The sequence below is a fragment of the Streptomyces sp. NPDC000941 genome (assembly GCF_053599555.1).
The window spans coordinates 1-14,956 of the sequence record NZ_JBSFMM010000259.1 but is presented as its reverse complement, the minus strand read 5'-3'; the positions used below and the strand labels follow the sequence as shown (position 1 = coordinate 14,956).

Genomic DNA, 14,956 nt, shown 5'->3' with positions numbered 1-14,956 from the left:
GTCGCCTTGGGCGTCTCGCTCGCCTTGGGGCTGCTGGAGGCGCTGGGGCTCTCCGAGGCGCTGGGCGTCTTGTCGGCCTTCAGGCCCTCGGAGACGGCCCGCCCCTGGCTGCTGCTCGAGGCACTGGACCCACTCGGGGTACCAGTCGCGCCCGAGGTGGCCGTGGCCGTCGGGGTGGACGACGCCTTGCCCTTGTCGTCGCCCTTGTTGTTGCTCTTGCCCGTGCCGGTCGCGGTCGGCGTGGGGCTGGCGGTGGGCTTGGTCTTCTTGCCGTCGGTGTAGGTCACCACCGGGCGGAAGTAGAGCTGGGCGGTGGTGCCGACCTGCGTACGGGCCTGTTTCGCATCCATCCCCTTGGGGATGTTCACGATGATGTGCTTGTCGCCCTGCGTCTGGACCTCGGCCTCGGACACACCCAGACCGTTGACCCGCCGCTCGATGATGTTGACGGCGGTGTTCATGTTGTCCGAGTTGATCGCGTTGGGCTTGCCCGGTTGGTTCTTGGCCTCCAGCGTGAAGCTGGTGCCGCCCGCCAGGTCGATGCCCAGCCGTGGCTTGGTGTGACCGGAGATGAACATCCCCGCGGTGAGCGCCACGATGGCTACCAGGATCGCGACCAGGGCGCGCCCGGGCCTGCCCTGTGACCCGGAGGACCTGCGGCCCTTCTTCGGTGCTGCCACCTTCTCGTAATCTCCCTGTCCAACCGCCCGGCATCGGGTGTGCGCCGGACGGCCACGAAGTCTTGTGGGACGAACCCCCGCCGGAGCCTAGACCGTCCGGGAACCGCGGCGCGCCGAGCGGTGGCGCGCCACGGTTCCCGGAGCGGTACTACTTGGCGTCGGCGTCGTCGTCCCGCTTGTCCTCCTTCGGCGCGTCGGCCGCGGCCGACGGCTTGCTGAGGTCGGTCTTCTTGTCCTCGTCCGCCGCCTCGGTGTCGGCCGTCTCGCCCTCGGCCTCGGTGAGCGAGGAGGCGTCGTCGGGGACGACAGGGGTGTCGTCGGCAGCGTCGGCAGCGTCGTCGGTGTCTTCGGGGTCGATCCCGTGCACGATCCGGTTGTACTCGGCGTCGTCGAGGACGGCTCCCACCGCGTTCTTCGCGTAGAAGGCGTGCACGCCGGGAGCGACCTCGAGGAGGACCGCGTCCTCGTGGACCTCCTTGACCGTGGCGTACATACCGCCGATGGTCCGCACACCGGTGCCCGGCCCCATCTGGTCACGCATGTTCGCGGCCTGGCGCTGCTTGTTCTTGGCCGACCGGGTCATCAGGAACATGGCCCCGATGAGCACGATGAACGGCAGGAGAGTCATATACACGGGACGGAAATTCCTTCACACGACCGCGGGGACGCGGCCTGGACTATGGGGTGGTCATGCCGCACCGGTCACGGACGGCATACGAACGGCATCGGCGGAGTCTAAGCGAGCCCGCGCCTATGGAACAACGCCCGGCGCGGTATGTGGGTTCCTCACCCGACCATAATCGGCTATCAGCCGTCTCAGGCCGCTCAGCTCTCCCTCTCGAGCCTCCTCAGCCCTTTAACCCCTTTCATCCCTCAAAAAGTCCCCGCTGGGCCGCGCCGCCCTGCTGCGGCGGGGTCAGCCCCAGGTGGGTCCAGGCCGCGGGCGTGGCGATCCGGCCCCTGGGCGTACGGGCCAGCAGCCCCTCACGCACCAGGAAGGGCTCGGCGACCTCCTCGACCGTCTCCCGCTCCTCCCCCACCGCGACCGCCAAAGTCGACAGCCCGACCGGGCCGCCGCCGAACAGCTTGAGCAGGGCGGTCAGCACCGCGCGGTCCAGCCGGTCCAGGCCGCGGCCGTCCACGTCGTACACAGCCAGGGCGCGGGCCGCGATCTCGCGGGTGACCACGCCGTCCGCCTTGACCTGGGCATAGTCCCGCACCCGGCGCAGCAGCCGGTTGGCGATACGCGGGGTGCCGCGGGAGCGCCCTGCGATCTCGCCCGCGCCCGCCGCCTCGATGACGACGTCCAGCAGCCCGGCGGAGCGGTGGATGACGCGCTCCAGCTCGGCGGGCGCGTAGAACTCCATATGGCCGGTGAAGCCGAAGCGGTCACGCAGCGGGGGCGGCAGCAGCCCGGCCCGGGTGGTGGCGCCGACCAGGGTGAACGGCGGCAGCTCCAGGGGGATGGCGGTGGCGCCGGGGCCCTTGCCGACGATCACATCGACGCGGAAGTCCTCCATCGCCATGTACAGCATCTCCTCGGCGGGCCGCGACATGCGGTGGATCTCGTCGAGGAACAGCACCTCGCCCTCGGCGAGCGAGGACAGGATCGCGGCGAGGTCGCCGGCGTGCTGGATGGCGGGGCCCGAGGTGATCCGGATGGGGGCGCCCATCTCGGCGGCGATGATCATCGACAGGGTGGTCTTGCCGAGGCCGGGCGCGCCGGAAAGCAGCACATGGTCGGCCGTCGCGCCGCGCTGCCGGGCCGCCTTGAGGACCAGGTCAAGCTGCTCGCGGACCCGCTCCTGGCCGACGAACTCGCCCAGGTCCTTGGGGCGCAGCGCGGCCTCGACCGCCTGGTCCTCGCCGTCGGCGTCGGCGCCCACCAGCCGGCCGGTGCCGGCGTCGTCGGCGGTGGCCGGTGCGGTCTCGTCCCAGTTCACGAAAGTCTCGCCTCGCGATGTCGTATCGGGCAGTGCGGCGTCGTATCGGGCAGTGCGGCCGGGCGCACGGGGCGGTCGCCGGGCCGGGGGCAGTGTCTGCGGGGCGGCCCGCGGTCAGCGGGCCCGGTTCAGGGTCTGCAGGGCGGCCCGCAGCAGCTGCGCCACCTGCGGGCTGCCGCCCGCGGCCACGGCCGCCTCGGCCTGCGGGGTGACGGCCGCGACCGCGTCCTCGGCCTCCCTCGGCGCGTATCCGAGGCCGACGAGGGCGGTGTGCAGCTGATCGCTCCAGCCCGGCGCGGGGGCGGCCGGCCCGCCGGGGCGGCCCACCGGCTCGCCGAGCCGGTCCTTCAGCTCCAGCAGCAGCCGCTGCGCGCCCTTCTTGCCGATGCCGGGGACGGCGGTCAGCGATTTCTCGTCGCCGGTGGCGACGGCGAGCCGCAGCGCGTCGGGCGAGTGGACGGCCAGCATGGCCTGGGCGAGCCTGGGGCCGACCCCGCTGGCGGTCTGCAGCAGCTCGAAGACCTGGCGCTCGTCGTCGTCCGCGAAGCCGTAGAGGGTGAGCGAGTCCTCGCGGACCACGAGGGAGGTGGCCAGCCGGGCGGGCTGGCCGACGCGCAGCCCGGACAGCGTGTTCGGAGCGCACTGGACGGCCATGCCGATCCCGCCGACCTCGACGACGGCGGTGTCCGGGCCGACGGCCGCGACCGGGCCGGAAACGAACGCGATCATGAAATACGGCCTTTCGTGGTGCGGTGGGCGGCGACGGCCTGCTGGAGCCGGTTCATCGCGGGCGCCCGCCAGATGTGGCAGATGGCGAGCGCCAGCGCGTCGGCGGCGTCGGCGGGTTTCGGTGGGGCGTCGAGCCGCAGCAGCCGGGTGACCATCGAGCCGACCTGCGCCTTGTCGGCGCGCCCCGACCCGGTCACGGCCGCCTTGACCTCGCTTGGCGTGTGCAGCGCGACCGGCAGCCCACGGCGGGCGGCGCAGAGCATCGCGACCGCGCTCGCCTGGGCGGTGCCCATGACGGTCTGCACATTATGCTGGCTGAACACCCGCTCCACCGCCACGACTTCGGGCCGGTGGGCCTCCAGCCACTCCTCCAGGCCGCGCTCGATCTCGACGAGGCGATCGCCGATCGGGGCGTCCGCCGGAGTCCGTATGACGCCGACCCCGATCATCCGCAGCGGTCGGCCCGCGACCCCGTCGACCACGCCGACACCGCACCGGGTCAGCCCCGGGTCCACGCCCAGCACCCGCACCGCGCCCCTCCCCATCGCCGCTTTCGATCACCTGCTCGGCAGACTAGCGGGAGCGACTGACAGCGACGGGCCGGTGGGGTGGGTGTCCCCGCCGACCCGTGTGCCGCTGGTGTCGCCTCAGGCGTCCACCTTGGCCATGACCTCGTCGGTGACGTCGAAGTTGGCGAAGACGTTCTGCACGTCGTCGCTGTCCTCCAGCGCGTCGATCAGCTTGAAGATCTTCCGCGCCCCCTCCTCCTCCAGCTGGACCTGCATGGTGGGCACGAAGTTCGCCTCGGCCGAGTCGTAGTCGATGCCCTCCTTCTGGAGCGCGGTACGGACCGCGACCAGATCGGTGGCCTCGCTGATCACCTCGAAGGACTCGCCGAGGTCGTTGACCTCCTCGGCGCCCGCGTCCAGCACCGCGCCCAGCACGTCGTCCTCGGCCAGCTCGCCCTTGGGGACGATCACCACGCCCTTGCGGTTGAACAGGTACGAAACCGAACCCGGGTCCGCCATGGACCCGCCGTTGCGCGTCATGGCAACGCGCACGTCGGAGGCGGCGCGGTTGCGGTTGTCGGTCAGGCACTCGATGAGCACGGCGACACCGTTCGGCCCGTAACCCTCGTACATGATCGTCTCGTACTCGGCGCCACCCGCCTCGAGCCCCGCGCCGCGCTTGACCGCGCTGTCGATGTTCTTGTTCGGCACGGACTGCTTCTTCGCCTTCTGGATGGCGTCGAAGAGAGTGGGGTTGCCGTCGGGGTCGGCGCCGCCGGTGCGGGCCGCGACCTCGATGTTCTTGATGAGCTTGGCGAAGAGCTTGCCGCGCTTGGCGTCGATCACGGCCTTCTTGTGCTTCGTCGTAGCCCATTTAGAGTGGCCGGACATCCGCCTGTCTCCTTCGCTTAACCCATTGCTGAACGAACGCCTGAGATCCTACCGGGACGGCGTCATCCCGCCGACCTCACGATGTCCACGAACAACGCGTGTACCCGGTGATCGCCGGTCAGTTCGGGGTGGAACGACGTCGCGAGCACATTCCCCTGCCGCACGGCGACAGCGTGGTCCCCGTATGTCGCGAGCACGTCGACCCCCGCGCCCACGGACTCGACCCACGGCGCCCGGATGAAGACGCCCTCGACCGGGCCGCCCTCAATGCCCTCGACCTCGATCGCGGCCTCGAAGGACTCGTTCTGGCGGCCGAAGGCGTTGCGGCGGACGGTCATATCGATGCCGCCGAAGGTCTCCTGGTCGTCCCGGCCGTCGAGGATCTTGTCCGCGACCATGATCATGCCCGCGCAGGTGCCGTACACCGGCATCCCGGCACGCACCCGCTCCCGCAGCGGCTCCAGCACCCCGAAGATGACGGCGAGCTTGGACATGGTGGTGGACTCCCCGCCGGGGATCACCAGCCCTTGGACCTCGGCGAGCTCCTCGGCCCGGCGGACCGGCCGGGCCTCGACGCCGGCCGCGGCGAGCGCGGTGAGGTGTTCGCGGACATCGCCCTGAAGGGCGAGCACTCCGATGGACATAAAACCTCTCGGGACAAGCGGGAAAGAGGCAGACGGCCCGCGCGGGCCGTCCACCGGCAAGCGGTCGGTTCGTTTCCGGCTGGTCAGTTACCAGCCGGTCCCTTACCAGCCGCGGTTGGCGTAGCGCTCGCCCTCGGGGAGGGTGTCGCAGTTGATGCCGACCATGGCCTCGCCCAGGTTGCGGGAGACGTCCGCGACGACCTTGGGGTCGTCGTAGAAGGTGGTGGCCTTCACGATCGCGGCGGCGCGCTTGGCCGGGTCGCCGGACTTGAAGATGCCGGAGCCCACGAAGACGCCCTCGGCGCCGAGCTGGCGCATCAGCGCGGCGTCGGCCGGGGTGGCCACGCCGCCGGCGGAGAACAGCACGACCGGCAGCTTGCCGAGCTCGGCAACCTCGGCGACCAGCTCGTACGGGGCGCGCAGCTCCTTGGCCGCGGCGTACAGCTCGTGGTTGTCCAGCCCCTTGAGCCGGGCGATCTCGCCCTTGATCTGACGCAGGTGGCGGACCGCCTCGACGACGTTGCCGGTGCCGGCCTCACCCTTCGAACGGATCATGGCCGCGCCCTCGGCGATACGGCGCAGCGCCTCGCCCAGGTTGGTGGCGCCACAGACGAACGGCGTGGTGAAGGACCACTTGTCGCTGTGGTTGACCTCGTCGGCGGGGGTCAGGACCTCGGACTCGTCGATGTAGTCCACGCCGAGGGCCTGGAGCACCTGCGCCTCGACGAAGTGCCCGATCCGGGACTTGGCCATCACCGGGATGGAGACCGCGTTGATGATCCCGTCGATCATGTCCGGGTCGGACATACGGGCCACGCCGCCGTCCTTGCGGATGTCGGCCGGGACGCGCTCGAGGGCCATGACCGCGACGGCGCCCGCGTCCTCAGCGATCTTCGCTTCCTCGGGCGTGACGACGTCCATGATCACGCCGCCCTTGAGCTGCTCGGCCATGCCGCGCTTGACGCGCGCGGTGCCGGTCTCCGGGGTCTGGGGCGTGCTGGCGGGCGTGATGGACACGTTTGACCTCACTCGATGATGAATGTGTGATGAGCCCATCGTAGGGCCGTTCGATAGACAAAAGCCGCCCGGGTGCTCCCCGGACAAGGGCCAATCGCAGGCCGGTGGCCCCAGCTCGCCCGGTGTCGGCCCCTGGTATCGGCCCCTGATCTCAGCTCACCCTGCCTCGGCCCACCCGGGCCGCGCGAAGGCCGCCGGAGGCTCGTCGTCCATCTCGAAGGCCATCGGGAACGGCGCATGGCCCGCGAGCCGGAACCAGCGCACCTTGCGGTGCCGGCGCAGCGCCCGCGCCGCGCGCACCGCGTCATTGTGGAACCGCCGGGCCATCGGCACCCGCCGCACGGCCTCCGTCAGCTCGCCCAGCGCCGCCTCGCCCCCCGGCGCCTCGCGCACCACATCGACCTGCGCATCCTCCGCGAACACCGCGCGCAGCGCCTGGCTCAGCTCGCTCTCGGCGACCTCGCGCTGCTCCTCCTCCGCCTGCCGCGCCGCGTGCGCGGCCTGGTACAGCACGATCGAGGACGCCGGATCGAGCACCCCGGCGGTGGCCAGCTCCTGCGCGACCGAGGCCCGGCGCAGCAGCTGCGCGTCGAGCGCCGCCCGCGCCGCGTCCAGCCGGCTGTGCAGCCGGTCAAGACGCCCGGCGGTCCAGCTCAGATAGACGGCGACGAGGACCAATACAACCGCGATCCAGATCAAAGTGGTCACGCCGCGCCACGCTACCGCCTAGGCCCCAAACCCCCACCCGACCCCGGACCGCTCTTAGTCCCTGGCCAGCCGCCCGAGCCGGGCCCGCAGTCCGACGCGCTCATCGGCGGCCACCGACGCCGCCCCGTCCGTCACCGTCTCGTACACCGCCAGAATGTCCGCCCCGACCGTGTCCCAGTCGAAGCGGCGCACATGCCGGCTCCCCCGCACCCGCAGCTCCGCGCGCCGCTCCGGGTCGTCCAGCAGCCGGATCGCGGCCTGCGCCAGCGCGTCCGCGTCCTCGTTTGCGAACAGCTGCCCCGCCGCTCCCCCGTCCAGCACCTGCGCGAACGCGTCCAGGTCGCTGGCCAGCACGGGCGCGCCCGCCGACATGGCCTCGACGAGGATGATGCCGAAGCTCTCCCCGCCCGTGTTCGGCGCGACGTACACATCCACGCTGCGCAGCAGTCGCGCCTTGTCCTCGTCGCTGACCATGCCGAGGAATTCCACCCGGCCGCGCATCTGCTCGGGCAGCGTGGCCACGGCCTCCTTCTCGTCGCCGCGCCCGGCGACCAGCAGCCGTGTCCGGGGCCGGGCGGCGAGGATCTTCGGCAGGGCCCGCATCAGGACCGGCAGACCCTTCCGGGGCTCGTCGATCCGGCCCATGAACCCGAGCGTCTCCCCCTGCCACTCGCTCTTGGGCTCGGCGTCGGCGAAGAAGCGCACATCGACGCCGTTGGGGATGACGACCGCGTCCCCGCCCAGATGCTCCACCAGTGTCCGCCGCGCGTACTCGCTCACCGCGATCCGGGCGCTGATCTTCTCCAGTGCGGGCTGCAGAATCGGATACGCGGCGATCATCGCCCGGGAACGAGGGTTCGAGGTGTGAAAAGTCGCGACGATCGGGCCCTGGGCCGCCCAACAGGCGAGCAGGCCGAGCGACGGCGAGGCGGGCTCATGGATGTGGATCACGTCGAACGCGCCGTCGTGCAGCCAGCGCCGCACCCGCGCCGCCGAGAGGAAGCCGAAGTTGAGCCGCGCGACCGAGCCGTTGTACGGCACCGGCACGGCGCGCCCGGCGGAGACCACGTACGGCGGCAGCGGTGTGTCGTCGTCCGCCGGGGCCAGCACCGACACCCCGTGCCCCAGCCGGATCAGATGCTCGGCCAGGTCACGGATGTGGAACTGGACACCGCCGGGGACGTCCCACGAGTACGGGCAGACGATCCCGATCCTCATGTCCCGATCCTCACGGCTTCTCCGTTCCGGAGCTGTCGTCGGCGCCCGGAGCGCCGCCGGGACGGGGCTCGAGATCCGCCAGCCACAGCCGCTGGAGCATATGCCAGTCCTGCGGATGTTCGGCGATCCCGGAGGCCAACACGTCGGCGAGCTCCTGCGTCATGGCCGCGGCCTGCTCCGCGCTGGTGCCCATCAAGGGGACCTCGATGGGCGGATGCACCCGCCCCCGCATGACCGGGGACGCGTCGTACCAGAGGGTGACCGGCAGCAGCAGCGCACCCGTCCTTGCCGCCAGTATGGCGGGCCCGGCGGGCATCTTGGCCGACTCGCCGAAGAACTTCACCTCAACACCGGATGCCGACAGGTCCCGGTCCGCGACCAGGCACACCAGACCGCCCTCCCGCAGCCGCCGCGCCAGCGTCCCGAAGGCGCTGCCGCCGGTGTGCGGCAGCACCTCCATGCCCAGGCCCTCCCGGTAGGCCACGAAGCGGTCGTACAGCGACTCGGGCTTGAGCCGTTCCGCGACCGTGGTGAACGGCACGCCCAGCTCGGTGGTGACCCAGGCCCCGGCCAGGTCCCAGTTGGCCAGGTGCGGCAGCGCCAGCACCACCCCGCGGCCGCTCGCCAGACCGTCCGTGAGGTTGTGCAGGCCCTCGGGGTCGAAGCCGCCGCGGACGCGCTGCTCGCTCCAGGCCGGCAGCCGGAAGGACTCCATCCAGTAGCGCAGATACGAGCGCATCCCGGCCCGGGACAGCTCGGCCAGGCGCCGCGGCGAGGCATCGGGGACGACGCGGGCGAGATTGGCCTCCAGCCGCAGCACGCCCTTGCCGCGCCGCTTCCACGCCAGATCGGCGATCCGCTTCCCGAGCGCCACAGCGACCGGTTCGGGGAGCTTTTTGACCGTGCCCCAGCCGAGCCCGTACAGCGCGTCGGTCAGCTTCTCGCTCACCGCGTCTCGCCTCCCTGGACCACCGCCCGGTCCGCCGCGTCCGCCTCGGCGGCCTCACGGCGCACCGTCACCACACGCTGGATCAAGGTCACCGCGCTGCCGACGGCCACGATCCACAGCGCGATCGGCAGCAGAATGTCGATACCCGGCACACCGAACTTGTGCAGCCCGGAGAAGCCGCAGGCCACCAGCGAGATCACCAGCCGCTCGGCGCGCTCCACGAGCCCGTTGACCTTGACCGGCAGCCCGATGCTCTCGCCCCTGGCCTTGGTGTACGACACCACCTGACCGCTGGCCAGGCAGAAGATCGTCACCGCACACAGCACATTGTCGTCCCCGCGCCCGGCGTACCACAGCGCCAGACCGCCGAAGATCGCGCCGTCGGCGACCCGGTCGAGCGTGGAGTCGAGAAACGCCCCCCAGCGGCTGGAGCGCCCCAGCTGCCGCGCCATATTGCCGTCGACCAGGTCCGAGAAGACGAAGAGGGTGATGACGACCGTGCCCCAGAAGAACTCACCCCGCGGGTAGAAGACCAGGGCACCCGCGACCACACCACCCGTCCCGGCGAGGGTCACCGCGTCGGGGCTGACCCCGAGGCGGATGAGCAGGGCGGCGAACGGGGTGAGAACACGCGTGAAGAATGCACGCGCGTACTTGTTCAGCATGGCCTTCCCGGGGGTCGAAACGGGCCGGGTGGTCAACAGGCCACCGGCTGGCCCATCGTAGTCACGCCCCGAGGGGCCGCCGCGCACGCATCGGGCGACGCCCAGATGTGCGACGTATGGACGCACCATGACCTCGGTGGAAAGCTCGAAGTATCGCAGATGTCGACCTGGAGGCGAGACATGGGCGACAAAACGAGCACGCAATCAGGGGCCGCCGGCAGGGCGGCGACGGCCGACCGGCCCGGCTCGGTGCGGAACGTGGTGCTGGTCGGCCACAGTGGTTCCGGCAAGACGACACTGGTGGAGGCCCTCGCGCTGGCGACCGGCGCGATCAACCGGGCGGGCAGAGTCGAGGACGGCGGATGCCTGTCCGACTACGACGAGATCGAGCACCGGCAGCAGCGCTCGGTCCAGCTGTCCCTCGTCCCCGTCCAATGGGACGGGGTGAAGGTCAACCTTCTGGATACCCCGGGGTACGCCGACTTCGTCGGGGAGCTGAGGGCCGGTCTGCGGGCAGCGGACGCGGCCCTCTTCGTCGTATCGGCGTCCCAGGACGCCCTGGGCATCGCGGGCGCGACCCGCATGGTGTGGGACGAGTGCGCGGCGGTCGGGATGCCGCGCGCCCTGGTCATCACGCATCTGGAGGCGGCGCGCGCCTCCTTCGAGGAGATGACCGCGCTGTGCCGGCAGACGTTCGGCGGCGATGACCCCGACGCGGTGCTCCCGCTGTATCTGCCACTGCGCGGCGAGGCAGGACCGGATGGTCACGCCCCTGTGACGGGGCTGATCGGCCTGCTGTCGCAGCAGGTGTACGACTACGCCACGGGCGTACGGACCGAGGCGACGCCGACCGCCGACCAGCTGCCGCTGATCGAGGAGGCGCGCAACCGGCTCATCGAGGGGATCATCTCCGAGAGCGAGGACGAAACCCTCATGGACCGCTACCTCGGCGGCGAGGAGATCGACGTCAAGACGCTCATCGGAGACCTGGAGAAAGCCGTCGCGCGCGGCTCCTTCCACCCCGTGCTGGCCGCCGCGCCCGCCGCCGAGGGATCCAAGCAGGGCCTGGGCACCACCGAGCTGCTCGAGCTGATCACCGGCGGCTTCCCGACCCCCCTGGAACGGGAGGCGCCCACCGTCACCACCCCGCAGGGCAAGCCCTGCCCGCGGCTGACCTGCGACCCCGAGGGCCCGCTGGCCGCCGAGGTCGTCAAGACCTCCTCGGACCCGTACGTCGGCCGGATCTCCTTGGTGCGGGTCTTCTCCGGGACGCTGCGCCCGGACGAGACCGTCCATGTGTCCGGGCACGGCCTGGAGGACCGCGGCCATGAGGACCACGATGTGGACGAGCGGGTCGGCGCCCTCTCCGCGCCCTTCGGCAAGGCGCAGCGCATGCTCAGCCAGGCCATCGCGGGCGATCTGGCCTGCGTCGCCAAGCTGAACCGCGCCGAGACCGGGGACACCCTCTCGGCCAAGGACCAGCCGCTGCTCATGGAGCCCTGGGAGATGCCCGACCCGCTGCTGCCCGTCGCGATCCGGGCCCACAGCAAGGCGGACGAGGACAAGCTCTCCCAGGGGCTCGGGCGGCTGGTCGCCGAAGACCCGACGATGCGCCTGGAGCAGAACCAGGACACCCATCAGGTGGTGCTGTGGTGTCTGGGCGAGGCCCATATGGACGTCGCACTGGAGCGGCTGCGCTCCCGGTACGGCGTACAGGTGGACGCGGTGCCGTACAAGGTGTCGCTCCGCGAGACGTTCGGGACCCGGTCCGCCGGGCGCGGGCGCCACGTCAAGCAGTCGGGCGGGCACGGACAGTACGCGATCTGCGAGATCGAGGTGGAGCCGCTGCCCGAGGGCTCCGGCATCGAGTTCGTGGACAAGGTCGTGGGCGGGGCGGTGCCCCGGCAGTTCATCCCGTCCGTCGAGAAGGGCGTACGCGCACAGGCGGCGCGGGGGGTGGCCTTGGGCTATCCACTGGTCGATGTGCGGGTGACCCTGCTGGACGGCAAGGCGCATTCGGTGGACTCCTCCGACGCCGCCTTCCAGACGGCGGGCGCGCTCGCGCTGCGGGAGGCCGCTGCCGACACCCGGATCCATCTGCTGGAGCCGGTGGTCGAGGTGTCGGTGCTGGTGTCCGACGACTACGTCGGCGCGGTGATGAGCGATCTGTCGGGGCGGCGCGGCCGGGTCGTGGGCACCGAGCAGTCGGGCGGCGGCCAGACGCTGATCCGCGCCGAGGTCCCGGAGATCGAGATCGGCCGCTACGCGGTCGACCTGCGATCGCTGTCGCACGGCACCGGACGGTTCAACCGCTCCTACGCCCGGCACGAACCGATGCCCACGCAGGTCGCCGACCGTATCCGGGAACAGGCCGAAGCCTGAGGCACCTTCGCCGAGCGCCCGCCCCAACTCGCTTGGGGCGGGCGGCTGTCCACAGGTCCGTTGGGTGCGGCCGGGTCGATCGTGGGTAGTTATCCACAGGGAGGCGACGCCCTGGCGACAGGGACGGCACACCCCCGATACGCTGAGGTCGCAGCTCAAGCAGCATGCGGTATTGGGGGCGTTGGTGACGGCGGACGTATTCGACTTCAGCCCGGGGGCGCAGATCCCGCTCTCCGGAGCGGCAGGCCAGACCGAGGTGACGCAGGCGCTCGCCTCGGCCGCCTACCGCGACAGCGAGGTGGCCAAGCTTCTCGACGCCAACTCGGAGTGGACGGCCTCCGAGGTCAAGCCACCGAAGATCTCTCTGTTCGAGCCCAACCTGGGCGAGGCGTTCTCGCGCGCGGTGCAGATGCGGATGCTCGGCGGCGGCCGCGGCCAGGTGATCCAGTCCTTCGGCATGGAGCCGCAGACGGTGGTCGAGCACTGCCTGGCGGCCAACCGCATCCGCAAGACCCGGGACGCCCGGCTCACCGCCGTCATGGTGATCTTCGGGCTGCTCTTCCTCCCCGGGGTACTGCTGTGGCTCGGCGCCTTCCAGCTGCGGCGCACCATCGCCGGGTCCAAGGACAAGCGGATGGGGGCGCTGGGCACCCTCTTGATGGCGGCGCTCGCCGTGGTGACCCTCATCTTCCTGATCAAGCTCCCCTTCGACGGGTTCTGGGGCCTGTATCTGCGCGGCGTGGTCGTCGCCCCCGTCATCGGGTGGTACGTGGCCAAGCAGATCAGCGAGCGCACGGCCAAGAGCCTCCGGGAGGCCTGGAGCGGCCTCCTCTCGGGCGGCGGGATCGGTGCCAAGGTCCCCGAGACCGTGCCGAACCACCCCGGCCAGACCTCGGCCGAGGAGCTGCGCAAGGCGCTGCACAAGCTCACCGCGGAGCAGTACAGCAATATCGTCTTCTACGCCGGCCCCAAAGGGATACTCGGCATGGGCACGCGCTGGGGCAGCTGGCAGCTCGCCGAGGACCTGGTGTCGGCCGACCCCGACAAGGAGATCGACCCGTTCCGCAGCTGGGACGTGATACGCGCGATCCATGACCAGCTGCGGCTGCTGGAGCGCACCCCGCTGCACACCGGAGGCTTCCCCACCCCCTCCGTGCGCCACTGGGTGGTCTCGCCGATCACCGAGGGGGCCAAGTCGGTGGAGCGCGGCGGCACTTCGGAGGAGGAAGGCTTCCAGATAAAGGGCGTCGAGCTGCAGCGGATCTGCGACGAGCAGCAGTTCAACTCCGGCGACCGGCACTACCTGGGCGTGCAGTTCGTCCTCTGGGACGGCCAGTTGGTGCTCACCCTGCTGATCACGGTGACCCTGCTGCACAAGACGATGCGGATCGAGGTCACCGGCCATGCGCTGGGGCCGGTGCACCCCCTGTTCACTTCCAAGCCCTCCGCGCCCTCCAAGACGGTCAGCAAGACCTTCAAGTTCTGGGAGACCAAGTCCATACCGCTGCCGCTGGTGAACGCGAGGGAGGTGGTGCGGCTGGCCGTCCGCGCCCCCTTCACCTGGTACCCGCCGCTGCTGGACTACCTGGGCGGCAAGCTGGTCCTGCCCGAGCCGTTCGGCCTGCGCCACGCCTGGGCGGACAAGCCCTGGCGGCACCGCTTCATGGCGGACGACGCGCTGCGCACCGCCACCCCGGTGCTGCGGGTGGTCCACGAGGCGGCGATCGGCGTGCTGAAGAACCACGGCGTGGACACCGAGCGCTTCGGCAACCGCTCCCTGGCGCTCAGCGGCCAGGTCCAGGACGTGGCCCCGAAGAAGGCCGACCTCTACGACGCGTAAGGCTCTGCGGCGCGTAAGCGGCGGGCGGCCCCGGGCCTCGGCATCGCTGTCGGCCCGGGGCCGTCGCCGTAGGGGGGCCGGAGATTACGCCTGCGGCCAGGCGTCGGCGAGCATCCGGCGGGTGTCGGCCAGCAGTTGCGGCAGCACCTTGGTGTTGCCGATCACGGGCATGAAGTTGGTGTCCCCACCCCAGCGCGGCACCACATGCTGGTGCAGATGGGCGGCGATCCCGGCGCCGGCGGCTGACCCCTGGTTCATGCCGATATTGAAACCGTGCGCACCCGAAGCGGTACGCAGCGCGACCATGGCGGCCTTGGTGAACTCCGCGAGCTCGACGGTCTCGTCGGCGTCCAGCTCGGTGTAGTCGGCGACATGCCGGAAGGGGACGACCATGAGGTGCCCGCCGTTGTACGGGTACAGATTCAGCACAGCGTAGACATGCCGACCCCGAGCGAGAATCAGCCCGTCCTCATCGGACTTCTCCGGAATGGAGCAGAAGGGGCAGCCGTCCCCGGCACCCGGCCCGGTGGGCTTGTTCTCGCCTTGGATGTACGCCATCCGGTGGGGTGTCCACAGGCGCTGGAACGCGTCGGGCGTTCCCACTCCGATCTGCTGCTCCGGCTCACTCGTCATGCGGGCCAGCATATTCGTCCGAGGCTGATCAGGATGCGGTGAGGGGCGGCCCCGGTAGTGGGCGCCCCTCCAAACAAACAGCTCCTCGAGCCGCGTAGGTGATAGGGAAATGCTGAGTTTGACACACACAACATGGTAGACACCGAAA

General features: G+C 70.8%; 14 protein-coding genes and 1 pseudogene. 2 read left to right on the top strand and 13 right to left on the bottom strand.

From position 1 onward, the window contains the following. The 12 genes and pseudogenes from ACWDSL_RS46170 to pgsA all read right to left on the bottom strand — a co-directional run. A pseudogene (locus ACWDSL_RS46170) lies at positions 1-680 on the bottom strand (protein translocase subunit SecD); the annotation flags it as partial. A 148-nt stretch (positions 681-828) separates the two neighbouring features. Further along, positions 829-1,308, bottom strand: coding sequence for a preprotein translocase subunit YajC (gene yajC / locus ACWDSL_RS46165; RefSeq protein WP_450494816.1), 480 nt, complete (start codon positions 1,306-1,308; stop codon positions 829-831). A 238-nt stretch (positions 1,309-1,546) separates the two neighbouring features. Then, a complete protein-coding gene (gene ruvB, locus ACWDSL_RS46160) occupies positions 1,547-2,623 on the bottom strand; it encodes a Holliday junction branch migration DNA helicase RuvB (RefSeq protein ID WP_450494814.1) in 1,077 nt (358 codons plus the stop codon). 114 nt (positions 2,624-2,737) lie between these two features. Beyond that, on the bottom strand, positions 2,738-3,352 hold the full coding sequence (ruvA, locus tag ACWDSL_RS46155; protein ID WP_450494812.1) for a Holliday junction branch migration protein RuvA: 615 nt from the start codon (positions 3,350-3,352) through the stop codon (positions 2,738-2,740). Further along, complete coding sequence (ruvC, locus tag ACWDSL_RS46150; protein ID WP_014174997.1) at positions 3,349-3,882, bottom strand: crossover junction endodeoxyribonuclease RuvC; 534 nt, start codon at positions 3,880-3,882, stop codon at positions 3,349-3,351. Before ruvC ends, ruvA begins: the two co-directional genes overlap by 4 nt. Positions 3,883-3,999: 117 nt before the next feature. Further along, positions 4,000-4,752, bottom strand: coding sequence for a YebC/PmpR family DNA-binding transcriptional regulator (locus ACWDSL_RS46145; RefSeq protein WP_450494811.1), 753 nt, complete (start codon positions 4,750-4,752; stop codon positions 4,000-4,002). A gap of 62 nt (positions 4,753-4,814) precedes the next feature. Further along, entirely contained in the window at positions 4,815-5,396 is a 582-nt protein-coding gene (gene pdxT, locus ACWDSL_RS46140; protein WP_450494809.1) for a pyridoxal 5'-phosphate synthase glutaminase subunit PdxT, read from the bottom strand. A 102-nt stretch (positions 5,397-5,498) separates the two neighbouring features. Further along, positions 5,499-6,413, bottom strand: coding sequence for a pyridoxal 5'-phosphate synthase lyase subunit PdxS (gene pdxS, locus ACWDSL_RS46135; RefSeq protein ID WP_089510404.1), 915 nt, complete (start codon positions 6,411-6,413; stop codon positions 5,499-5,501). Between the two features lie 156 nt (positions 6,414-6,569). Beyond that, the gene (locus ACWDSL_RS46130) at positions 6,570-7,121 is read right to left on the bottom strand and encodes a hypothetical protein (protein WP_450494807.1); all 552 of its coding nucleotides are present in this window, start codon (positions 7,119-7,121) and stop codon (positions 6,570-6,572) included. Positions 7,122-7,175: 54 nt separating this feature from the next. Continuing rightward, on the bottom strand, positions 7,176-8,339 hold the full coding sequence (locus ACWDSL_RS46125) for a glycosyltransferase family 4 protein (protein WP_450494806.1): 1,164 nt from the start codon (positions 8,337-8,339) through the stop codon (positions 7,176-7,178). A gap of 10 nt (positions 8,340-8,349) precedes the next feature. Next, positions 8,350-9,288 carry a phosphatidylinositol mannoside acyltransferase gene (locus ACWDSL_RS46120; RefSeq protein WP_450494804.1) on the bottom strand — a complete coding sequence of 313 codons (939 nt, stop codon included), beginning with the start codon at positions 9,286-9,288 and terminating at the stop codon, positions 8,350-8,352. Continuing rightward, complete coding sequence (pgsA, locus tag ACWDSL_RS46115) at positions 9,285-9,953, bottom strand: phosphatidylinositol phosphate synthase (RefSeq protein WP_398527146.1); 669 nt, start codon at positions 9,951-9,953, stop codon at positions 9,285-9,287. Before pgsA ends, ACWDSL_RS46120 begins: the two co-directional genes overlap by 4 nt. Positions 9,954-10,133: 180 nt before the next feature. Between pgsA and ACWDSL_RS46110 the strand changes: the two genes are divergently transcribed. Beyond that, positions 10,134-12,335, top strand: coding sequence for an elongation factor G-like protein EF-G2 (locus ACWDSL_RS46110; RefSeq protein ID WP_450494802.1), 2,202 nt, complete (start codon positions 10,134-10,136; stop codon positions 12,333-12,335). Between the two features lie 184 nt (positions 12,336-12,519). Beyond that, entirely contained in the window at positions 12,520-14,175 is a 1,656-nt protein-coding gene (locus ACWDSL_RS46105) for a hypothetical protein (RefSeq protein WP_450494801.1), read from the top strand. Between the two features lie 84 nt (positions 14,176-14,259). Here ACWDSL_RS46105 and ACWDSL_RS46100 read toward each other — a convergent pair whose 3' ends face one another. Further along, on the bottom strand, positions 14,260-14,820 hold the full coding sequence (locus ACWDSL_RS46100; protein ID WP_450494799.1) for an HIT family protein: 561 nt from the start codon (positions 14,818-14,820) through the stop codon (positions 14,260-14,262). Positions 14,821-14,956: the final 136 nt, after the last annotated feature.

Coding starts and splice junctions, on each gene's coding strand:
- ACWDSL_RS46110 (WP_450494802.1), top strand. CDS start 10,134: ATGGGCGACAAAACGAGCACGCAATCAGGGGCCGCCGGCAGGGCGGCG.
- ruvA (WP_450494812.1), bottom strand. CDS start 3,352: ATGATCGCGTTCGTTTCCGGCCCGGTCGCGGCCGTCGGCCCGGACACC.
- ACWDSL_RS46100 (WP_450494799.1), bottom strand. CDS start 14,820: ATGCTGGCCCGCATGACGAGTGAGCCGGAGCAGCAGATCGGAGTGGGA.
- pgsA (WP_398527146.1), bottom strand. CDS start 9,953: ATGCTGAACAAGTACGCGCGTGCATTCTTCACGCGTGTTCTCACCCCG.
- yajC (WP_450494816.1), bottom strand. CDS start 1,308: ATGACTCTCCTGCCGTTCATCGTGCTCATCGGGGCCATGTTCCTGATG.
- pdxT (WP_450494809.1), bottom strand. CDS start 5,396: ATGTCCATCGGAGTGCTCGCCCTTCAGGGCGATGTCCGCGAACACCTC.
- ACWDSL_RS46125 (WP_450494806.1), bottom strand. CDS start 8,339: ATGAGGATCGGGATCGTCTGCCCGTACTCGTGGGACGTCCCCGGCGGT.
- ACWDSL_RS46145 (WP_450494811.1), bottom strand. CDS start 4,752: ATGTCCGGCCACTCTAAATGGGCTACGACGAAGCACAAGAAGGCCGTG.